At 66.7% G+C, this 21,006-nt stretch carries 21 protein-coding genes; 5 read left to right on the top strand and 16 right to left on the bottom strand.

What is annotated here, in order from left to right; translation table 11 throughout:
• Positions 1-3: 3 nt before the first annotated feature.
• Genes K7G82_RS14545 through K7G82_RS14555 form a run of 3 tightly spaced genes read right to left on the bottom strand, consistent with a single transcriptional unit; the run spans position 4 to position 3,738 of the window.
• Complete coding sequence (locus K7G82_RS14545; protein ID WP_222990621.1) at positions 4-1,050, bottom strand: phosphotransferase; 1,047 nt, start codon at positions 1,048-1,050, stop codon at positions 4-6.
• Positions 1,043-1,966 (bottom strand): SDR family NAD(P)-dependent oxidoreductase, encoded by a 924-nt coding sequence (locus K7G82_RS14550; protein WP_222990622.1) that lies wholly within the window; start codon positions 1,964-1,966, stop codon positions 1,043-1,045. The genes K7G82_RS14545 and K7G82_RS14550 overlap by 8 nt, the downstream gene beginning before the upstream one ends.
• 20 nt (positions 1,967-1,986) lie before the next feature.
• Positions 1,987-3,738, bottom strand: coding sequence for an acyl-CoA dehydrogenase family protein (locus K7G82_RS14555; RefSeq protein WP_222990623.1), 1,752 nt, complete (start codon positions 3,736-3,738; stop codon positions 1,987-1,989).
• A gap of 146 nt (positions 3,739-3,884) precedes the next feature.
• Here K7G82_RS14555 and K7G82_RS14560 point away from each other — a divergent pair, with 146 nt between their 5' ends.
• Positions 3,885-4,799: an alpha/beta hydrolase gene (locus K7G82_RS14560; RefSeq protein WP_222990624.1), complete on the top strand. Its 915-nt coding sequence runs from the start codon at positions 3,885-3,887 to the stop codon at positions 4,797-4,799.
• Between the two features lie 41 nt (positions 4,800-4,840).
• Here the strand turns inward: K7G82_RS14560 and K7G82_RS14565 are convergent, their stop codons facing one another.
• Together K7G82_RS14565 and K7G82_RS14570 are read right to left on the bottom strand one after the other, a co-directional pair.
• Positions 4,841-5,797, bottom strand: coding sequence for a LysR family transcriptional regulator (locus tag K7G82_RS14565; protein ID WP_222990625.1), 957 nt, complete (start codon positions 5,795-5,797; stop codon positions 4,841-4,843).
• A 67-nt stretch (positions 5,798-5,864) separates the two neighbouring features.
• Positions 5,865-6,167 carry a hypothetical protein gene (locus tag K7G82_RS14570; protein WP_222990626.1) on the bottom strand — a complete coding sequence of 101 codons (303 nt, stop codon included), beginning with the start codon at positions 6,165-6,167 and terminating at the stop codon, positions 5,865-5,867.
• A gap of 253 nt (positions 6,168-6,420) precedes the next feature.
• Between K7G82_RS14570 and K7G82_RS14575 the strand changes: the two genes are divergently transcribed.
• Positions 6,421-7,008 (top strand): nitroreductase family protein, encoded by a 588-nt coding sequence (locus K7G82_RS14575; RefSeq protein ID WP_222990627.1) that lies wholly within the window; start codon positions 6,421-6,423, stop codon positions 7,006-7,008.
• Positions 7,009-7,014: 6 nt separating this feature from the next.
• Here the strand turns inward: K7G82_RS14575 and K7G82_RS14580 are convergent, their stop codons facing one another.
• The gene (locus K7G82_RS14580; protein ID WP_222990628.1) at positions 7,015-7,755 is read right to left on the bottom strand and encodes a FadR/GntR family transcriptional regulator; all 741 of its coding nucleotides are present in this window, start codon (positions 7,753-7,755) and stop codon (positions 7,015-7,017) included.
• 160 nt (positions 7,756-7,915) lie between these two features.
• Here K7G82_RS14580 and K7G82_RS14585 point away from each other — a divergent pair, with 160 nt between their 5' ends.
• Positions 7,916-8,833 (top strand): dihydrodipicolinate synthase family protein, encoded by a 918-nt coding sequence (locus K7G82_RS14585; protein ID WP_222990629.1) that lies wholly within the window; start codon positions 7,916-7,918, stop codon positions 8,831-8,833.
• Between the two features lie 97 nt (positions 8,834-8,930).
• Here the strand turns inward: K7G82_RS14585 and K7G82_RS14590 are convergent, their stop codons facing one another.
• The 5 genes from K7G82_RS14590 to K7G82_RS14610 all read right to left on the bottom strand — a co-directional run bounded on the left by K7G82_RS14590 (position 8,931) and on the right by K7G82_RS14610 (position 14,660).
• The gene (locus K7G82_RS14590; protein ID WP_222990630.1) at positions 8,931-9,800 is read right to left on the bottom strand and encodes a Coq4 family protein; all 870 of its coding nucleotides are present in this window, start codon (positions 9,798-9,800) and stop codon (positions 8,931-8,933) included.
• 34 nt (positions 9,801-9,834) lie between these two features.
• Positions 9,835-11,571, bottom strand: a complete 1,737-nt coding sequence (locus K7G82_RS14595; protein ID WP_222990631.1) for an N-acyl-D-amino-acid deacylase family protein — start codon at positions 11,569-11,571, stop codon at positions 9,835-9,837.
• A 59-nt stretch (positions 11,572-11,630) separates the two neighbouring features.
• Complete coding sequence (gene ribB, locus K7G82_RS14600) at positions 11,631-12,773, bottom strand: 3,4-dihydroxy-2-butanone-4-phosphate synthase (RefSeq protein WP_222990632.1); 1,143 nt, start codon at positions 12,771-12,773, stop codon at positions 11,631-11,633.
• Positions 12,773-13,975: an acetyl-CoA C-acyltransferase gene (locus K7G82_RS14605; RefSeq protein WP_222990633.1), complete on the bottom strand. Its 1,203-nt coding sequence runs from the start codon at positions 13,973-13,975 to the stop codon at positions 12,773-12,775. The genes ribB and K7G82_RS14605 overlap by 1 nt, the downstream gene beginning before the upstream one ends.
• Positions 13,976-14,078: 103 nt before the next feature.
• Entirely contained in the window at positions 14,079-14,660 is a 582-nt protein-coding gene (locus K7G82_RS14610) for an NADPH-dependent FMN reductase (RefSeq protein WP_222990634.1), read from the bottom strand.
• A 207-nt stretch (positions 14,661-14,867) separates the two neighbouring features.
• Between K7G82_RS14610 and K7G82_RS14615 the strand changes: the two genes are divergently transcribed.
• Together K7G82_RS14615 and K7G82_RS14620 are read left to right on the top strand one after the other, a co-directional pair.
• Positions 14,868-15,998: an LLM class flavin-dependent oxidoreductase gene (locus tag K7G82_RS14615; RefSeq protein WP_222990635.1), complete on the top strand. Its 1,131-nt coding sequence runs from the start codon at positions 14,868-14,870 to the stop codon at positions 15,996-15,998.
• Positions 15,998-16,747 (top strand): SDR family NAD(P)-dependent oxidoreductase, encoded by a 750-nt coding sequence (locus K7G82_RS14620; protein WP_222990636.1) that lies wholly within the window; start codon positions 15,998-16,000, stop codon positions 16,745-16,747. The genes K7G82_RS14615 and K7G82_RS14620 overlap by 1 nt, the downstream gene beginning before the upstream one ends.
• A gap of 77 nt (positions 16,748-16,824) precedes the next feature.
• On the opposite strand, the gene K7G82_RS14625 is transcribed toward K7G82_RS14620, so the two are convergent.
• The 5 genes from K7G82_RS14625 to K7G82_RS14645 are packed head-to-tail and all read right to left on the bottom strand — an operon-like array spanning position 16,825 to position 21,004.
• A complete protein-coding gene (locus K7G82_RS14625; protein WP_222990637.1) occupies positions 16,825-17,829 on the bottom strand; it encodes a Rieske 2Fe-2S domain-containing protein in 1,005 nt (334 codons plus the stop codon).
• A gap of 22 nt (positions 17,830-17,851) precedes the next feature.
• The gene (locus tag K7G82_RS14630) at positions 17,852-18,634 is read right to left on the bottom strand and encodes an SDR family oxidoreductase (RefSeq protein ID WP_222990638.1); all 783 of its coding nucleotides are present in this window, start codon (positions 18,632-18,634) and stop codon (positions 17,852-17,854) included.
• A 21-nt stretch (positions 18,635-18,655) separates the two neighbouring features.
• Positions 18,656-19,426: an SDR family NAD(P)-dependent oxidoreductase gene (locus tag K7G82_RS14635; RefSeq protein ID WP_222990639.1), complete on the bottom strand. Its 771-nt coding sequence runs from the start codon at positions 19,424-19,426 to the stop codon at positions 18,656-18,658.
• Entirely contained in the window at positions 19,423-19,590 is a 168-nt protein-coding gene (locus tag K7G82_RS14640) for a hypothetical protein (protein WP_222990640.1), read from the bottom strand. The genes K7G82_RS14635 and K7G82_RS14640 overlap by 4 nt, the downstream gene beginning before the upstream one ends.
• A 10-nt stretch (positions 19,591-19,600) precedes the next feature.
• Positions 19,601-21,004 carry a phenylacetate--CoA ligase family protein gene (locus K7G82_RS14645; protein WP_222990641.1) on the bottom strand — a complete coding sequence of 468 codons (1,404 nt, stop codon included), beginning with the start codon at positions 21,002-21,004 and terminating at the stop codon, positions 19,601-19,603.
• Positions 21,005-21,006: the final 2 nt, after the last annotated feature.

The raw sequence follows: 21,006 nt of genomic DNA on the forward strand, positions 1-21,006 counted from the left end.
CGATCAGCCCCCCGTTCGCGTTTGCGTCAGTGCGAGCGCCGCGATCCGGTCGAGCTGCTCCACGGCCGCCGCTGCCTGGGACGAGGAGGCGGTGCCCCGGATCAGGCGCCCCTTGATGCCGTGGATGATCGCCGCAAGCCGGAACAGGCTGAACGCCAGATGGAAATCGAGCCGCTCGATCCCGTCGCGTCCGGTGCGCCGGCAATAGGCCGCGACATAATCGTCCTCGCTCGGGATATTGAGCGCCGGCAGGTCCAGCCCCGCCAGCCCCGTCGAGAAGCCCGGCGGCATGCGATAGACCATCAGATGATAGGCGAAGTCCGCCAGAGGATGGCCGAGCGTCGAAAGCTCCCAATCGAGCACCGCGACGACGCGCGGTTCGGTCGGGTGGAACAGCATATTGTCGCAGCGGAAATCGCCATGGACGATGCTGGTCTCTTCCCCTGGCGGGATGTTGGCGGGCAGCCATTCGATCAGCGCGTCCATCGCGGGCACGCGCCCCGCATCCTCATCCTCCAGATACTGGCGCGACCAGCGGCCGACCTGGCGTTCGAAATAATTGCCGGGCCGGCCGAAATCGCCGAGCCCGATCGACGCGGGATCGATCGAATGAAGTCGCGCGATCGTCGCGTTCATCGCGTCGAAACAGGCGGGCCGTTCCTCTCGCGCCACTTCGGGAAAGGCGGTGTTCCAGAAGGTCCGCCCCTCGACCAGCTCCATCACGTAAAAGGCGGTGCCGATCACCGCATCGTCCAGGCACAGCCCATAGGGGCGCGGCACAGGAAAGCCTGTGCCGTGCAATGCGGAGATCACGCGGAACTCGCGATCGACCGCGTGCGCGCCCTTCAGCAATATGCCCGGCGGCTTGCGACGCAGCACATAGTCGCGGGCCGGCGTGCGCAGCCGATAGGTCGGGTTGGACTGGCCACCGGAGAATTGCTCGACGGAAAGCGGGCCGCCGAAATCAGCGACATTCGCCTCCATCCAGCGCAGCAGCCCGGCTTCGTCGAAACGGTGCGCGTCGCGGACCGGGGCGAGCGCGTCAGCCATTGGCGGCGGCGGCCATCAGCCCGGGAACGCGCGACAGTTCGTAGAGCGACTGTTCCAGACCCGTCGGCGGCACCATTTCCCCGCCGCGATCGACGATCCGGTCCAGCCCGGCAAGAACGCGCTCGGGCGCATCCTCCCCGTCGCCGACATGGATGCCGCGCGTCAGCGTGACGTGCGCCGCCTCGACGCTGCCGGCCCCCGCGCACAGGATCACGCCGCTGGGCGCATCGTCGCAGACCAGGGCAAGCATCGCGGGCGACACCGACGCGGGATCGAGCGCCGCCAGTTGCGCCTCGTCCATGATATCCTCGGTCATGCGCGTCGCGGCGGAGGGGGCGAGGCAATTGACGCGGATGTCGTATTTGCGCCCTTCCTGCGAAAGCGTCTTCATCAGTCCGACCAGCCCCATCTTGGCCGCGCCATATTGGGCCTGCCCGAAATTGCCGTAGAGCCCGGAGGAGGAGGTGGTCATCATGATCCGGCCGCGATTCTGCGCCGTCATGATCCCCCAGACCGCCTTGGTGCAGTTTACCGATCCCATCAGATGCACCTCGATCACGGTGCGGAAATCGAAGAGGTCCTGCTTGGCGAAGGTGCGGTCGCGCAGGATGCCGGCATTGTTGACCAGGATGTCGACGCTGCCCCAGGCCGTCATCGCCTGATCGACCATCGCCTGCACCTGATCGACATCGGTCACGCTCGCGCCGTTGGCGATCGCCTCTCCGCCCGCGCGGCGGATATCCTCGACCACCGCCTCGGCCATCGTGCCGTCGCCACCGCTGCCGTCGCGCGCGCCGCCCAGATCGTTGACCAGCACCTTCGCGCCGCGCTTGCCCAGCAGCAGCGCATGGGCGCGGCCCAGCCCCCCGCCGGCACCGGTCACGATCGCCACGCGACCGCTCAGATCGATCGGCATCCTTCAAATCCTCCCAATATCTACAGGAAATCGGCCGGCACGGCGGCCACCAGATCGCTGCGGGCCTCGACGGGCCGAAGCCAGGCGTCGATCCGCGGCATTTCGCGTTCGAAGAAATAGCGGCAGGCCCAGAGCTTGCCGCCCCGGAACGGTTCGTCCGGCGCGTCCACGCACAGCAGCGCGCGATCGAGCCATAACCAGCCGGCGACACCATGGCCGAAGGCGCGCAGCAATGCGGTCGCGTTCGCCGCCATGACCGCCGGGTCGACGCCCTTCAGCCCCCCGGCCGCCGCCGCGATACGCTGCCACCAGGCGTCGAGATCCGCGGCGAGAGACGCCAGTTGCGGTTGACCGGCGGCGCCGGCGACGGTGAGCGCGATCCGGTCGCGCAGCAGGCCGAGCGCCGCGCCGTCGCGCAGCTTGCGGCCGACGAGATCGAGCGCCTGGATGCCCGTCGTGCCTTCATGGATCGGGTTCAGGCGATTGTCGCGCCAGAGCTGCTCGACATCGAAATCGCGCGTGTAGCCATAACCGCCATGCACCTGGATCGCGATATCATCCGCCGCCAGGCCATATTCGGACGCCCATGTCTTCGCGATCGGGGTCAGCAGCCCCAGCAACGCCTCGGCATCCGGATCATGTTCCGCTTCGTCCACCAGCTTCGCGCAGTAGAGCACGAGCGCCAGCGCGCCTTCCCCATAGCATTTGGCGGCAAGCAGCATGTCGCGCACATCGGGATGGCCGATGATCGGCTGCGACGGCCCCGCCCCCGCGCCGGGCGGGCGGCCCTGGGTGCGATCCCGCGCATAGGCGAGGGCATGGCGATAGCCGCGATAGCCCAACGCCGCCGCGCCGAGCGCGACGCCGATCCGCGCCTCGTTCATCATCTTGAACATCTGGGGCAGCCCCTGTCCCGGCGCGCCGACGATCCAGCCGATCGCTCCGTCGCGCTCGCCGAAATTGAGCAGGCAATTGGTCGTGCCGCGATAGCCCATCTTGTGATTGAGCCCGGCAACCGCGATGTCGTTGCGATCGCCCGCGGGCAGGATCTTGGGCACGACGAACAGCGACAGGCCGCGCGTGCCCGCCCCGATAGTTCCGTCCGCGCCGACGACCTTGGCCAGCACCAGGTGCACGATATTCTCGGCCAGATCGTGATCTCCGCCGGAGATCCACATCTTGTTGCCGCTCAGCCGGTACCGGTCGCCCAGCGCATCCGCGCCGTCGGCCACCGCGCGCGTCGAGACATCCGCCAGGTTCGATCCGGCCTGCGGCTCGGACAGGCACATGGTGCCGAACCAGCGGCCGGCGATCTGCGGCAGCGCGAACTGTTCGATCTGCGCTTCGTTGGCAAAGGCCAGCAACAGCCGCGCATTGGCGGTGGTGAGCATGGGATAGGCCGCGGTCGCGACATTGGCGGCCAGGAACTGCGCGAAGGACGCGTTGGCGAGCAGGCCGGGCAATCCCATGCCGCCGCGCTCGACGGGAAAGCTGGCCGAGAACAGCCCCAGTTCGGCATAGGCGCGCAATGCGGCGCCGATCTCGGGCAGCGCATGGACGGCACCCCCATGAAGCGAGGGTTCGATCCGGTCGGCATCCTTGTAATGCGTCAGGAAACTGTCGGCCGCCAGGCGCGCCGAAAGGTCGAGGATCGCGTCCGCGCTCTCGCGATCGACCATGTCGGGGCTGTGGCGCGCGATCACCCGGTCGAGACCGAGCCAGTCCCACAACAGGAAATCCAGTTCCTCACGCGCGATCAGAACGTCACTCATCCCACTCCATATCCCTTTATGGCCATGTCCAATACGGCCGCTAAGGCAATGGCGTCGAATGTCGAAGGCGGATCGAAGGAATCGCAATTGGGCAATTGCGATCCTGCCCGTCCGCTGAGAGCATTGCAGGGGAAACAGGAGGGATGATGGGACCGCTCGACCCGGAAATGCAGGCGATCCTCGACCGCCGCAACGCGCTGAACCTGCCCGGCTTCTCCAGTGGCTCGCCAGCGGATGCGAGGCGCGCCTTTGCGGAAGGGCAGGCGGCACTGCCCAAGGGGCGCGGCGCGGCGGTATCGGCCATGCGTGACGCCGTGATCGACGGCCCCAACGGCCCGATCGGTGTGCGCCATTACATCGCCGGCGAACGCGCGCATGGGCGCATCCTCTATCTTCATGGCGGCGGCTGGGTGTTCGGTACGCTCGACGGTTTCGATCCGGTCTGCCGGCAACTGGCGCACGAGAGCGGCGCGGAGGTGGTGAGCGTCGATTATCGGCTGGCGCCCGAACATCCCTTTCCCCAGCCGCTCGACGATGCCTGGGCGGCGCTGGAGGCCTGTGCGGGCGACGGGCCGATCGCGGTGATGGGCGACAGCGCGGGCGGCAACCTCGCCGCCGCGCTAGCTCTCCGCGCACGCGATCGCGGCGGGCCGAGGATCGACCTGCAGGTGCTGCTCTATCCGGTGCTTTCGCCGGATTTCGGGCGCGCTTCCTACGAACGCTTCGGCAAAGGGGATTATCTGATCTCCACCGCCGACATGCAGTGGTTCTGGGATCATCATGTGCCGCACGCCAGCCGTGGCCACCCGGAGGCCGCGCCGCTCGCCGCCGCCGATCTCGGCGGTCTGCCGGACACGATCATCGTGCTGGCGGGCTGCGATCCGCTGCATGACGAGGGCCTTGCCTATGCCGACGCGCTGGCGGCGGCCGGCGTGCCGGTCACGCTGCACGACCGTCCCGGCATGGCGCACGGCTTCTTCACGCTCGTCGATCTGCTGTCGACCGCCAATGCGGACGTGGCGCGGGTCGGGCGGGCGATCGCGGAGCGGTTCGGCGGGTGAGCCACGGTCATTCCGGCGGAAGCCGGAATGACCGTGGCTGGCTAAGCCTCCTCCGCCAGCCGCTGCTGCACCAGTTCGATGAAGCGGGCGATCAGCGGCGATGCGCTGCCCTTGGGCCACAACATGCTGAGCGGCAGCGGCAGATCCAGGTCGACCAGCTCGCGCAGCACGATATTGGCCGGCGTCCGGTCCGCCCGCGCCGCGGTGATGATGCCCAGGCCGATCCCGGCCGCCGCCAGCTCATAAGCGATATCGACCGCGGCGACCTCGACCGCGATATTGGGCGAGACGCCGCGCGCATCGAACGCCGCGATCATCCGGTCGAACAGGCGCGGCGACATGTGGCGCGCCGGCCAGAGCAAGGGCTCGGATGCGATGTCGCTCAACCGGACCGACGGCAGCGCGGCGAGCGGGTGATCGGCGGGCAGCGCCAGCATGAATCTGTCCTGCCCGACATGGAGCCTGTCGAACTGATCGACATCGGTGGCCTCGTCGATGACGAAGGCGACGTCGATCTCGTCGGCGAGCAACCGGCTGCGCTGTGCGTCCGAGGTCAGCGGAAAGGCACGAAGCTCGACCGCCGGATAGAGAGCGCGGAATTCGCGCAGCACGGCGGGCAGCACGGGACGGCGCAGCATCGCTTCGGAAAAGGCGACACGCAGCGTGCCGAGGTCGCCGTCGGCGATCCGGCGGACATTGCGGCGCGCTTCCTCGATCGACAGCAGGATCCGGCGAACGTCCTTGGCAAGCGTCTGGCCCGCGGGCGTGATCGCGACGCCCCGCGCCTGGCGCTCGAACAGCTCGACATCGCCCAGCTCGCGCTCGAGATCGGCGATCCGGCGGGAAAGCGCGGATTGCGCGATGTTGAGCCGTTCCGCGGCGCGATGCAGATTCTGCTCCTCGGCGACCGCCAGGAAGAATGGAAAATGCTTGGCGATCCGCAGGGTCCGCAGCGTCGCGACCTCGCGCGGGACATTTGGCGTCAGGGATTTGGACATGTCCGGCTTTATGCTCCGGTCGGCCGTTGCTGGCCAGTTCGGAGTTGCCCGCGCCGCGCCGGGCGCATCAGCCAAGCGCAACACGAACCACGGCCTTTCCGCAGATGTCGCGTGCGCGCATCACCACTTCCACATCGGCGCGATTGCTGCCGTCGAGATGCCGCGCCATCACGCGGCCGGCGACATGGTCGGGCGCGAAACCGTCATCGGGCGTCTGCATCGACACCAGGGAGGCGGCCGGAGAGCCCGACCATTTGCGTACCATTTCGCAAACCCGCTCGCCCATCGAAATGTCCGGATTGACCGGACCGTCGAGCTCGACCGACTGGCCGAGCCGCACATCCGCGAAACGAAGCGGGATAGCATTCATGATCGTCCCTCCATGTTGCGGCCGGCAATCACGCCGCCGGCCTGCGATCGATCGGGCGACTCGAAGAACCGCCCGTGACATCCACGAAATCGGTGGGTCTCTTCCGATCTCATTTCTATCTATCTTTTATAGGATAGATGATTCGCCACTGCCCGTCAAACTGGAGATCGACGCATTGCCAAACGAGCGCTGGTGAGGCATCCGGCTCTTTACTATCAAAGATAGACATTCAGAGGCGATGAGGAGAGCCCGCTTGACCGTCACCACGAACAGCCCGGCCGCCCCTTCGACGACCGACCGGCTTGCGCTGCGTCGCTCGCCCCAGCCCGATGCGCTGGTCGCACCCGGCCCTGACGCGCAGGAGATCGATCGCCTGGTGGAGATCGCGCTGCGCGTTCCCGATCATGGCCGTCTCAGCCCCTGGCGGCTGATCCTGATCGCCGGCGACGCCAAGGAGAAATGGGTCGGCCGCCTGATGGAACTCGCGGATGCGCGCGAGGATGCCGCCAAAGTGCGCGTCTCCACGCGCAAGCTCAGTTCGGCGCCGCTCGTGGTGGTCGTGGTCTCGGCGGCGACGCCGGGCCACAAGGTGCCGGAATGGGAACAATGGCTGTCCGCGGGCGCAGTCTGCATGAACGTGCTGAACGGCGCGCATGCGATGGGTTACGGCGCGAACTGGCTGACAGGCTGGCACGCCTATGACGGCCAGGCGACCGCGCTGCTCGATCTTGCCGATGGCGAGAAGGTGGCGGGCGTCATCCTGGTCGGCAGCGTCGCCGAGGAAGCGGCCCCGCGGCCCCGCGCCGCGGCCGCAGACGTCGCCCGCTGGCTTACCCTCTGAACCCGGTCAGGCGCGCAGCGTGTCCGCCTTGACCGTCACGTCGGTGCTGAAACCGTGACGACGCTCGCCGCCGCCGCCCGAATAATGCTCGCGCAACGCGCGCTCGGCGCTGAGCGAATCGCCTTCCTCGATGGCGCGATAGATGCGCTCATGCTCGTGGGCGAGCGACAGGCGCACCGCCCGGTCGGAGAAGGTGCCATGCACCGACTTGTTGAGCGCGAGCAGGTCGACCTGCGCCGACCAGAGCTTTTCCAACGCGCCGACGACAAGGCTCATCGTCTCGTTGCCGCAATGGTTGACCAGTTCGGTGTGGAAGGCGCGGGCCAGGCCGATGAACGTGCTGGGATCGTCGACCGCCGCCATGCAGGCGTCGATATTCTCGCGCAGCTTGGGCAGCACGGTGGTCGCGCGGTCGGGGCGCGACGCCGCTTCCGCCGCGCAGGCAGGCTCGAGCAGCCGCATGCCGTTGAGCAAATCGGCGAGCGAGACGTTTCGCGCTTCCAGCACCAGGCCCAGCATATAGGCCGCGGTGCCCGAATGGGGCACGTGAACCACCGCGCCGCCGACATTGCCGCGGATGACGGTGATCAGGCCCTCGGTCTCGAGAATCCGGAACGCTTCACGGATGCAAGGCGGGCTGACGCCGAATTCGGCGAGCAGCTCTTCCTGTTTGGGCAGGAGATCGCCGTCGGACAGCGCGCCGGACAGGATGCGCGAACGCAGGCTGGACGCAACGATTTCAGCCACTCGCGGCTGCCGCAAACGACGCTTGGTCGTGCCTGTCGTCAAAACCGGGCTCCCCATCGGCCGATCATCCTGATCGCCGCACTTGTGAATTCCTTCGGATCACACCGAATTTCCAGATCGACAGCAATAAGCGCACACTGAATCTTTGCAAGGAGAGACCATGGCCAGCGATGCCGCACGCTATCAGTGCTTCACCATCAGCATCACGCCCTTCGCGGCCGATGGCGCGATCGACGAGCAGGCCCTGCGCCGTCACCTGCGCAAGCTCGGCGATGCGGGCATCGGCGTGTATGTGGGCGGCGGCGGCAGCGGTGAGGGCTATACCCTGTCCCAGGCTGAAACCGGCCGGCTGCTCGCGATCGCGGTCGACGAGCTCAAGGGCCGCGTGCCGATCCGCGCCATGGGCGTCGAGCCTCGCACCGCACGCGAAATGATCGCGTTTCTGGAACAGGCCAAGGCCGCCGGCGTGGACGCGGCGCAAGTCTATTCGCTCGATGTCGGCCATGGCCACGCCCCCACCCCGCGCGAACTGGACGCCTATTTCGGCGAAGTGCTGTCGAGCACGGATATTCCGTCGGTCCTCTCCACCCATCAATCGGTGGGCTATGTCATTCCAGCCCAGGTCATCATCGAACTGTTCGATCGCCATCCACAGCTGATCGGGCTCAACGTCAGCCACCAGGATCCCAATTATCTGCGGACCCTGGCCGATGCGCTGGGCGACCGGATCGACATCTGCGTCGGCGGGCCGCACCAGGCGCCGATGGCGCTGGCATTCGGCGCGCACGGGTTCCTGTCATCCGAAGGCAACATCGCGCCGCGGCTGTGCATGGGCGTGATCGAGGCCGCCAGGGCCGGCGACAATGCCGCCTTTCTCGAACGCTGGGGCAAGCTGATGCGGCTGTTCATGGCGCTTTACGGCAATGGCGGCATTCGCGTGACCAAGGCGCTGCTCGAACATTTCGGGCTGGCCGGCGGTTATCCCCGCGCCCCGCGCCTGCCCGCCGAGCCCGACGCGCTCGCCAAGGCGCTGGCGGTCGTCGAGGAAATAGGACTGTCCGGGACCGAAGGCTGGTGAACGAAAAACGGCGGGAGAAGCCCTCCCGCCGTTTCCGTGACGAACCATTCGCAAACCAAGCAACGTGACCCCGGCAAAGACCGGATGACGACAGTCCCTACTCCGCAGCCACTGCCTGCGGCTCGTCGGGCATCGGATCGAAGCTCGGCGCACGCTCGTCCCAGAAATCCGACTCGCGTGACGTGTCGATCGTCCGCGCGCCGCGCACGCCGAACTTGCGGCGCGCCTCCTCGAGCGGAAGATCGAGCCATTCCTCATAGCGGGGGATGAAAAGCGCATCGGACTCCTCGCCGACCTTCATCGCATAATGCGCCAGATCCCACATCCGCGTGAACAGCTCGGGATAATGGAGCGGTCCGCGCATGAACATCGGGATGGTCAGCAAGGTATTCTGCACGTTGAGCAGCCCGGCGAGCTCCGCGTTGAAATGGCGGAACAGGTTTCCGTATTTCAGGAAGGCGGGCATGATCTCACCGATCCCGTCGAACCCGCCGCCGCTCAATATATGCATGATGTCGTGGATCTGGACGCCGCGCAGGAAGAAATATTCGAAGCTTGAGCGCGGCTGGAAGGTCGGGATGATGTCGACCTGCATCCCCGCGCCGACAAGCTGCTTGTACCAGATGCCGCCGACCGATCCCTCCGGACAGGATTTCATGTCCTCGCGCGTCAGCTTGGCGAGCCAGCGCTCGTCCAGCCAGCGGTCGAATTCGGGCCAGCCGCTGCGCGCCTCGTCGAACAGAACCTCGATCCGCTCGTGATCCTGCACCTCGCGGACCGCATCGATCAGCGCCGGGATGCCATAGGTGGTCGGATAGTCGCGCCCGTTGCGCTTGAGGCACTGGGTCGTCACCCATTCGCGGATGCGATAGTCGTTCATGTACTTGGACGAGCTGATGAGCACGCTGCTCGTCGTCTCGACCTTTTGCCGTCCGCGCTGCAGATATGGCAGATCGTCCTCGTTCATCGCTTTTCCCTCTCCGTTACCTCTCGCGGGCGGTTCAGGCCGCCGCCGATGCGACCTTGCGGATGACCGGGCCGATGAACTCGCCCGGCAGCGCGCCGGTGAAGTCGCCATTCTCGAACGTCGGCACGCCGTTGACGAGCGTCAGGCGCATCGGCGCGGGATCGCGCGTGAAGCGCCAGGTGAAGCCGCCCTTGCCGTCGGGCACGTCGAAGACGCGCTTGAGCGGGCGGGCTTCGATCTCGTCGAGCTTGAACACCGCGATGTCGGCGCGATAGCCGGTCTTGAGCACGCCGCGATCGCCGAAGTTGAAATGCTCGGCCTGCTTGCCGGTCTGGACGTGGATCGCCTCCTCAAGCGTCAGGTCGTTGTTCTTCATATAGGTGGTGAGCAGCAGCATGTTCTCGCCGCCGCCGCACAGCATCTGGCCGTGGGCGCCCGCGTCGGAGATGTTGGCGACGGTCTGGCTGTCCTTCAGCATCTCGACGGTCTGTTCATAGGCCATCGGATGCGGCACGCGATTGACGATCGAGTTCACCCCATTGGCGAGCACCCAGTCCGCCAGCGCGTCCGACGGATGGACGCCGCGCTGTTCGGCCAGATCCTTGAGGCTGAGCCCGAGCGGGCCGGCGCCGGTGTCGGAATCCATCAGCAGCATCATGTGCGGATTGGCGACCAGCGATTGCTTGAACGCCTTGTTGTCCCAGCTGTCGCGTGCACGGGCGCGGAAATCGGGATCCTCGAGCAATGCGACCTTCTCTTCGGCCGTCTTGGCCTGGACGACCTCGTGCCAGACATATTCATTGGCCTGGGCGAAGGACGAGCTGCTGAAGAAATTGAGCGCCGTCGTCGGCGGGACATGCGCGAAGCTCGGCCAGAAGTCGAAACCCTCCTTCTTCTGCCGTGCGGTGATCTCCCACATCTTCTCGCGGATCGAATCCTGGAAGCGCAGCAACCCGCCCGCGCCCGCCATCTGGACGCGCACGCCGCGATCGCGGCAGAGATTGCCCAGCCGTTCCATCTGTTCGGGCGCCTTCAGCTTGAAGAAGGTGTCGAGGATCACCTGAAGCTGGCTGCCCGGGCGGCTGGCGAGAACGCCGATCAGCGCCGACCATTCGGCATCGTCGGCGACCAGGCTGGGCACCGGACGATCCTTGCTGTCATGATCCATCAGGTTGGACGACATGCCGAGCGCGCCGGCATCGATCGCATCCTCCAGCAGCGCGCACATCTGCCGGATTTCGTCCTGCGTGGCGACGCGGGTCCAGGCATCCATGCCCATCACCGCCAGACGCATCGCGATATGCCCGGCATAGCCCGCGATGTTGGTCGAGACGCGGCACTTCTCGCTCATCGACGCCCAATATTCGGACCAGCTGCTCCAGTCCCAGGGCAGCGTGTCGAGGAACGGCTTTTCGGGGACTTCCTCGAAGAAGGAGAAGATCTTGACCATCTCCATGCGGACTTCGGGGTCGGAATGAACCGGCGCCGCAGTGAAGCCGCAATTGCCGATCACGATCGTTGTCACGCCATAACCGGGCAGCGGATCGAGGCTCGGCTGCCACCACATCACCGCGTCCATATGGGTATGCGGCTCGATGAAGCCGGGAGAGACAATGCAGCCCTCGGCATCGACGACGCGTTCTCCGCCTGTAGGCGCGAGCCCGGCACCGATCTCGGCGATCACGCCGTCGGCGACGCGAATGTCCGCAGTAAAGGACGGCGCGCCGGTGCCATCGACCACCGTTCCGTTGCGAATGAGAATATCGGCCATGGGCGCTCTCCTGTTCTTGATTCCCGTTAAACGAACATATTGTATATAAGATTGCAAGATTAGTCGGCGTCGAGCAGTGGCCTTTGTCCGACGATCTCGATGCCGTAGCCGTCCAGGCCGACATAATTGGTGTCGCTGTTGCTCAGCAGGGTGATCCGGTGGATGCCGAGATCGGTGAGGATCTGGGCGCCGATGCCATATTCGCGCAGCGCGACACGGCGACCGTCGCTCTCCTCGCGGCCGTCCTGCCGCGCGCGGATGATGCAGGCGACCAGGTCGGGCGCGGGCGAGCTGAGCACCACAAGAACGCCCGACCCCACCTCGGCGATCTCCATCATCGCGCGATCGAGCATGCCCGAGCGGCCATTCTCCTCGGCGAACAGGTCGGCGAGCGGCGAATGGACGTGCATGCGCACCAGCACCGGCTGGGTAGGGTCGACCGCCCCCTTCACCAGCGCGACGACTTCGCCGCCGGTGACGGTGTTGCGATAGCTGATGATCTTCCAGTCTGCGCCCCAGCGGCTTTCGAACTGCATCTCCGCACGGCGCTGCACCAGATGGTCGTGGCGGCGGCGATAGGCGATCAGATCGCGGATCGTGCCGATCTTCAGCCCGTGACGCTGCGCGAACGGGATGAGATCGTCGAGACGCGCCATCGTGCCGTCGTCGTTCAATATTTCGCAGATCACGCCGGAAGGATTGAGCCCGGCCAGGCGGGAGACGTCGACCGCGGCTTCGGTATGGCCGGCGCGGACCAGCACGCCGCCTTCTCGCGCAACCAGCGGAAAGACATGGCCCGGCGTCACGATCTCCGAAGCACTATTGGCCGCATCGATCGCGACGGCGATCGTGCGTGCGCGATCGGCGGCGGAAATGCCGGTGGTCACGCCCTCGCGCGCCTCGATCGAAACGGTGAAGGCGGTCTCGAACTGGGTGCCGTTGTTGCGGCTCATCAGATCGAGGCCGAGCTGATCGACGCGCTGCTTCGAAAGCGCCAAGCAGACGAGCCCGCGGCCGTGCTTCGCCATGAAATTGATCGCCGACGGCGTCGCCATCTGGGCGGGAATGATCAGATCGCCCTCATTCTCGCGATCCTCGTCGTCGACCAGGATGAACATCCGGCCATTGCGCGCCTCGTCGATGATCTGCTCGGGCGAGGCGATGAAGGGATGCGGCAGCGGAATGGGCGCGCGCGATGCCATCACAGCACCTCGAACAGCCCGGCCGCGCCCATGCCGCCGCCGACGCACATGGTGATCACGACATGACGGACACCGCGGCGCTTGCCCTCGATCAGCGCGTGGCCGACCATGCGCGCGCCTGACATGCCGAAGGGATGCCCGATGGCGATCGCCCCGCCGTTCACGTTCAGCCGCTCATCCGGAATGCCGAGACGATCGCGACAGGGAATGACCTGTGCGGCAAAGGCCTCATTCAATTCCCACAGGCCGATATCGTCGACGCTCAAGCCATGCTGCGCGAGCAGTTTCGGCACCGCGTAAATCGGGCCGATACCCATCTCCTCCGGCGGGCAGCCGGCGATCGCCATGCCGCGATAGGCGCCGAGCGGCTCAAGCCCCTCTCGCGCGGCGACGCTGGCCTCGACCAGCAGGCAGGCGGCGGCGCCGTCCGAAAGCTGGCTGGCGTTGCCGGCGGTGACGAAACGCCCCGGCCCGGTGAGAGCACCCCCGCCCCAGACCGGTTTCAGCGAAGAAAGCCCTTCGATCGTCGTCTCGGCGCGCGGCCCTTCGTCGCGGTCGAGCGTCACGACGCGCTCGCTGACGGTTCCGGTTGCCTTGTCGGTCACCAGCATCGTCGTCGTCAGCGGTGCCAGTTCCGCATCGTAGCGGCCGGCGGCATAGGCGGCGGCGGTGCGCCGCTGGCTCTGCAGCGAATAGGCGTCCTGCGCGTCGCGGCTGACGCCATAGCGGTCGGCGACGAGCTCGGCGGTTTCGAGCATCGCGATATACATATGCGGGCTGTGCGCCGTCACCGCGGCGGACTGCGCCCGATAGCCGTTCTTGTGCGAATTCTGCGTCAGGCTGATGGATTCGACGCCGCCGCCGATCGCGACGTCCAGCCCGTCATGGACGATCTGCTTGGCGGCGGTCGCGATCGCCATCAGTCCCGAGGCGCATTGACGATCGACGGACATGCCCGCCGCACTCGCCGGCAGCCCGGCCGCGGCGGCGGTCAGCCGACCGATATTATAGCCTTGGGTGCCCTGCTGCGCGGCGCAGCCGATCACGACATCCTCGACACGCGCCGGATCGATGCCCGCGCGCCGCACCGCTTCGGCAGCGACATGGCCGGAGAGAAGGGGCGCCTCCGCATCATTATAGGCACCGCGATAGGCCTTGCCGATCGAGGTACGGGCAGTGGAGACGATCAGGGCTTCGCGCATTGGGGTCCTCTCGGCGGCGGACGGGCCGCGATCCCGCCCGTCTATCGGCCGCCCCCCGCCCCCTCTATTGCCATTGAGCGATCAGCCCCTTCGCCACCCGGCATCAGGCCGCCAGGCCGGACCGGCGCCAGCGCGCGAAGTCGGTCACCTGCCGCCCGACGATCGCAAGCTGTTCGGCGACCTTGGGATCCAGACAGTCGCCATTCGCATCGAACAGCGGCGCCGACGCGCTGACCGCGGCGCCGAAGGGCGTCGGCCAGGCCCGCAGCGCATGGGCGATCGACCGCATCGCGACCAGGGTCGTCCCGCATGCCTGCCAGCCATAGGCCGTCACGATCGCGCCGAACGCCCGCCCGTCCAGATAGGGTCGCTCGTCGCGCGACAGATCCTCCAGCAGGTCGAGGATATTCTTGATCGGACCGGACAGGCTGCCGTGATAGCCGGGCGAGCCGACGATGATCCCGTCGCACCGCCGCACCGCCTCGACAAAGCGAAGCTCGGCATCGGTACGCTCGGTCCGGTCGGGCACATAGAGCGGCAGGGCGGCGATGAACGGCCCGTCGAACAGCTCCACTTCCGCGCCCTGCGCCTCGGCCGCCGCCAGCGCGTGGCGCACCACGCGCTCGCTGCTCGATCCGGCGCGCGCCGTGCCGCCGATGACCAATATCCTGATCGCGCTGCTCATGTCTGACTCCAAGGCTCCGTTGTTGCCGGGCCTAGGAGCGCACGCGCCGGAGGGTCGAGTGCCCAAGCCCGATGGCAGCGATCTCAATCCGGCAATCGCCGCGTCCAGCGATGCTCAGACGCTAACGGTCGCGCCGCCAAACGGCATTTGAAAGCGGGGGGCGTGGCGTGGAGGGTCGGGGGGAGAACAGAATTCGAGAGAGTGACGATGCGATTTTCCCTTATTTTCGAAGCGCAGACCGAAGATGCCTCGCCTCGCGGCGAGCGTCAGGTGTTCGACGAACTGGTCGAACAGGCGCTGCTGGCCGAGCAGCTGGGCTTCGACGTGGTCTGGAGCGTGGAGCACACGTCGCTCACCCATTATGCGCATATGAGCGCGCCCGAGACATTCCTCGCCTATATCGCGGGCAAGACGTCGCGGATCGGCATCGGCCATGGCGTCGTCTGCCTGATGCCGGCGATGAACCACCCCATCAAGGTGGCCGAGCGCATCGCGACGCTCGACCTGCTGTCCAAGGGCCGGGTCCATTTCGGTATCGGCAAGGGCGGCAGCCAGCAGGAGGCGGGCGCCTATGGCTACGACCTGAAGGAACTTCAGCCGCTGATCGACGAGGCGATGTACCTGATCCCCAGGATGTTCGTTCAGGACGAAGTGGAGCATAACGGGCCGCATCTGAGCGTGCCGCCCCGCCCCATCCATCCCAAGCCCTATCAGGATCCGCATCCGCCGATGTACCTGGCCTGCACCAATCCGGACACGCTGGTGCGCGCCGGCCAGCGCGGTCTGGGCGCGCTCGTCCTGGGCTTTGGCGGCCCCGATGAGGTGGCCAAGAAGAACCAGCTCTATCGCGACGCCTGGGCCGGGCGCGATCCGGCCGATCAGGTCGGCTATCGCCCGATCCAGCATCTCGCCGCACTCTGCCCCACCATCGTGCTCGACGATGCGGCGCAGGCCCGCAAGATCGGCATTCGCGGACAGCGCTATTTTTACGAGTCGCTCAATTACTGGTATGGCGGCGGCCCCAAGCCCGAGCCCGAGAAATGGGGCGAGGAGCTGCTGGTCGAGGGCACCGACACCATCATCACGACCAAGCTGGCGTCCGAAACCCTGACCATGGACCTGCGCCCTGACGAGGATGGCCGCCGGCCGAGCGAGGGCATATTGAGCGCCAAGAACGCCTATGGCGGCGTCGCGGACTGCATCAATTATGTCGAACAGCTCGCTGCGGCGGGCGCGGACGAAATCCTGTTCATGACCAATATGGGCACCGTACCGCAATGGGCGCAGCTTGAGACGCTGCGCAAGATCGGCACGCATGTGATCCCGCACTTCCGGTGATGGCGGCGGGGCGGACGGCGGTCGTCACCGGCGCCGCATCGGGCATCGGCGCCGCGCTGGCGCTTCATGCCGCGGCGAAGGGCATGGCGGTCGCCGCCTGCGATCGCGATGCGGCCGGGCTCGAGCGACTGGCGGCATCGCTCGACCGGGCGGGTGCGCGGCATATCGTCCGATGCCTGGACGTGACCGATGCCGATGCGATGTCCGCATTCGCGGACGACGTCGCGGGCCTGCCGCCGATCGCCCTGCTCTTCGCCAATGCCGGGATCCTGCGCGCGGGCGATATGCTGACCATGCCGCCCGCCGAATGGCGCCTGCTGTTCGATGTCAATGTGATCGGCGTGGTCGTCACGCTCCAGGCCTTCGTGCCGCGGATGATCGTGCAGGACGAACCGGCGCAGCTGGTGGTCACCGGATCGACCGGATCGATGGTCGCCGCCCCGGGGCTCGCCGCCTATTGTGCGACCAAGCACGCACTATGGCCGATGGTGGAGGCGCTGCAGGGCGAACTGGCGGACACCTCGGTCGGCGCGTCGCTACTGATGCCCGGCGCGGTCGCGACGCGCATCTTCGACACGGCCGATCCGGACCGCGCCGCGCCGGCGGAATCGATCAGCCCCGAGGATGCGGCGGCGATCGCGTTCGACGGTGCGGTCGCCGGCCGCGCGAAGATCCTGACGCATCCGCGATATGTGGAGCGGGCGAGGCAGCGTTTCGCCACGGTGCTGGAGGAATTGGCCGGGGATTAGGGTGGCTGGCCGATTCACCGTCATGCCGGCAGAGGTCGGCATGACGGGCGGATTTCAGGTTCGAGGAGCCCCGCCCCTCACACCGCCGGATGGAACTGCTTGTACCATTCGCGATATTTCAGGATCGGCCCATCGGCCGAGGTCAGCATCGGTTGCGCAACATAGGCCTTGTGGGGCCAGATCTTGCCGTCGCTATATTGCTCGCGCAGCCCATGCTCCGCCGCGAGCGCGGTGAAGTGGGCGATTTCGTCGCGCGACATCGGGCAGTCGTCGTCGATCAGGAAGAACTGGTGGACGTAATAATGGCTGAGCGACGCATCCACCGGCGTGACCGAGACATAATAGATGGTGTTGATGCCCGGCGCATGCGGCGTCCGGCTCTCGACCCGCGACAGGCCGCCGCCAACGACTTCCGAATTGACGGTTGAACCTTCGGTCGCATTGTCGATCCGCCCTTCATAACCCGCGGGCAGGATGCGGACGGGGCTGAAGAAACGGTGCCCCTCCATCCGGATCTCGCCGTCGGACACGGCACGTCCGGTCGAATGCACGCCGGGGAAATGCGCAAAGTCGACGCCGTTCTCGAACACGTCCTGCGGATGCGCGGCGCCGAAATCGTCGTGGAGCTTGCGGAATCCGGCATCGGGGATGCGGCGGCTCTCGTCATAGACGGGCAGGTCCCAGAGCGGCGGCCGGCCCGACAGGTCATGCCAGACAAAGATCATCCCGCCGCGCTCTACCGTCGGCCAGGTCCGCACCCTGGCTCTCGGCGGGATCGCCTTGGCGAAGGGCACATGGACGCACTTGCCGCTGGTATCGTAGCGCCATTGATGGAAGGGGCAGACGATCGTCTCGCCCTCCACCCAGCTGTCATAGCCGAGATGCGCGCCCAGATGGGGGCAATGCGCGTCGGTGACGACGGTCGCGCCACTCTCGGTGCGGAACAGTACCAGCTCGGTATCGAAATAGCGCAGCGGGCGGACGGCGCCGGGGGCGAGATCGTCGGTGAAGCCGACGCTGAACCAGCCGGTCGGATAGGGGTGAAACGGGTATTTCGTACCGAAACGGCTGAGTGCGTTCATTCTGCCTCTCCTCTCCTGACCGTCAGATGATGCTGGCGCCACCGTCGACGGCGAGAACCTGACCGGTGATGTGCGCGCCGGCGTCCGATGCGAGCAGCAGCGCCGCGCCCTTCAGATCGTCATCGCATCCCAGTTTGCCGCGTGGCGTATCGTTGCGCAGATCGTCGCCATGCTTGTCGAGCACATAGCCGGTGAGCTTGGACGGGAAGTAACCCGGCGCCAGCGCATTGACGGTGATGCCCAGCGAACCCCATTCGGCGGCAAGCGCGCGGGTGAAGTTGATCAATCCGCCCTTGCTCGCATTATAGGCGATGGTACCGATCATCCGGGGATGATGGCCGAGCAGCCCCTCGACCGAGGCGATGTTGACGATCCGCCCCCATCCCGCCGGGATCATGAATTCGCGCGCCACCGCCTGCGCCATCAGGAACGGGCCGGTCAGATTGACCGCCATCAGCTTGTTCCAGCCGTCGAGCGGCATCTCCTCGGTCTTCGATCCCCAGGACGTGCCGGCATTGTTGACGAGGATGTCGATCCTGCCGCCATCCGCCTTCACCTGCTCGACGACCTCAGCCGCCGCATCGGGATTGCCGACATCCGCCGCGATCGCGACGGCGTCGATGCCCAGTGCCTGAAGATGCGCGACCGCCTGGTCGAGTTCGCCCTGCTTGCGCGCGGTCAGGATGATGCGCGCGCCGAATTCGCCCAGTGCCTCGGCCATGGTGAGGCCCAGGCCGCGCGATCCGCCGGTCACCAGCGCGGTGCGGCCGGTCAGGTCGAAGAGTGTCTTGAGGGAAGTGGTCATGGATATCGGTTCTCTGGCGGTTCAGCCGGCGGTGTACCCGCCGTCGACGAAAAGGGTCTGGCCGGTGACGAAGCCGGATGCGGGCGATGCGAGGAACAGCAAGGCGCCCATCAGGTCCTCGACCTCGCCCAGCCGGCCCAGCGGGGTGCGCTGCACGACCTTGGCGTAGAGCTCGGGCTGGGTGCGGACGAGTTCGCGGTTGAGATCGGTCACGATCACCGTCGCGCCGAGCGTATTGACGGTGACGCCGGACGGCCCGAATTCGAAGGCGCAGGCGGCGCCGAGATTGGCGAGCCCCGCCTTGGACGCGCAATAGGCGCCCCGGTTCGCCATGCCACGGCCCGACAGGATCGAACCCATGTTGATGATCCGCCCGTAACCGCGCGCGATCATCGGCCTGGCGAAAGCGCGGATCGCATGGAATGCGCCCGCCACGTTCACGTCCAGGATGCGCATGAAGTCTTCCGGCGCGATGTCGAGCACCGACTGGGGATTGGTGATGCCGGCATTGTTGAACAATATGTCGATCCGGCCGAACGCCGCCTCGATCTCCGTCGCCGCGGCGATCATGCCGTCGGCATCGGACACGTCTGCCTCGACGATCATCGCGCGCCGGCCCGTCGCCTCGACCGCGCGGGCCGCATCCTCCAGCTTCGCACGGTTGCGCGCGATCAATGCGACGTCCGCACCGGCTTCTGCCAGCGCAAGCGCGCCCGCGGAGCCGAGGCCGCCCCCGCCCCCGGTGACCACCGCGACCTGGCCGTCGAGCGCGAAACGCGCAATGCCGGTCATGCCGAGACCTCCGCGCCGAAGCTGCGCAGCTCGATCAGCGCCGCCACCCGCGCGCGCAGATAGGCATATTGCCCCGCGAGCAGTGCATCCCCGCTCTTCTCGAGCCGCTCGGCCAATGCCAGCATCTCGGCCAGCAGCGCGTCTTCGTCCTTGCCGTCGCTCATCGCCGATCTCCTAAAGCCGGTAACCGTCCTGGCGCTCGTCGGTCCAGCGGCGCGCCTTGTAGGCAAAGCCCTGGAACTCGGCGCGCGGCACTTCGCACACGTCCACCCACATGTTGCTGCGTTCCTTGATCGCGGCGCGGACCGACTGGACCAGGGTTTCGCGCGCTTCGGCCGACAGACCGGACTGATGGTCGGCAACGGCGATCTTCACTTCGACTTCGGTCTTGCCGTCGCGCGTGTAGACGCGGCCCTTATATTCGCCGACCTCGGCATGCGCGAAGACGGCCGCATCGAACATCGACGGCCAGATATTGTTGCCACGGATCTTCATCATGTCGTCGAACCGGCCGATCGTGCCGCATTCGATCGCATTCCACGCCGCCCCGCCGCATTCCTGCCACGGCACGAAGCGGGCCGCGTCGCCGGTGCGGAAACGGACCGCCGGGCTGCCCTCGACCGACAAATTGGTCACGACCATTTCGCCCAGCTCGCCAGGAAGGACGGGCGCGCCGGTCTCGGGATCGACGATCTCGATCAGATGCTCCCATTCGAACAGGCGGATCAGGCCGCGTTCGCCATTGGCGCGGAACACGCCCGCCGATCCGGTCGAGCCGCCGAAGCCGTTGAGCTGCGTGCTGCCATAGCCTTCCTGCAGCCGGCAGCCCCAATGTTCCTCGATCTTCGCCGCCCATTCGAGCGGATAACCCTCCGCCGCGATGAACAGGCCGTGCATGCCGGGAAACGCCTCGCGCGGGGAAATGCCACGCGCCAGAAGTGCTTCCGTCAGCGTGTGGAGATAATTGGTCGAGGCATAGATGAAATGGATGCCGCCCAGCTTCAGCATCAGGTCGATCTTGGCCTCGGTCGAGGTGTTGCCGCCGACATGGAATCCGGTGGCGCCGACGATGCGGATCGCCTCCCCCGGGCCCCATCCGCCCGTCGTCATCCCGCCGGCGGGCACGCAATTGATCGCGGTGTCGCCCTGACGCAGCCCGGCCATGAACCATGGCAGCGCGTGGAGATAGCCGAGCATATGCACGTCGCGCTGGGTGCGGCCGTAGATTTCCTGCCCCTGGCCGGAGGTCCCGCTGGTCATGCTGATATGCACGACGTCGCCGCGATCGACGCCCAGCCGCGTGCCGAAGGGCGGCGCGACCTGCTGGTCGGCCAGGAAATCCGCCTTGGCCGAGGTCGGAAACGCCTTGACGAAGCGATCGAGGCTGTCGACCGCGCCGCCCTTCAGTCCGCCTTCGTCCATCTTTGCGCGGTAGAAATCGCTCTTCGCGTGGAGCCGCGCGCATAGCGCCTGCACCTTGCGGAGCTGGTGCGCCTCCAGCGCCTCGCGCGTCATCTCGCCGAAGCGGCGCAGCAGCGGAGACGCGGCGAACGGATCCGCGACGGGCGGGGACGCCATGG

The organism is Sphingomonas colocasiae (assembly GCF_019880585.1).
GTDB classification, from domain to species: domain Bacteria; phylum Pseudomonadota; class Alphaproteobacteria; order Sphingomonadales; family Sphingomonadaceae; genus Sphingobium_A; species Sphingobium_A colocasiae.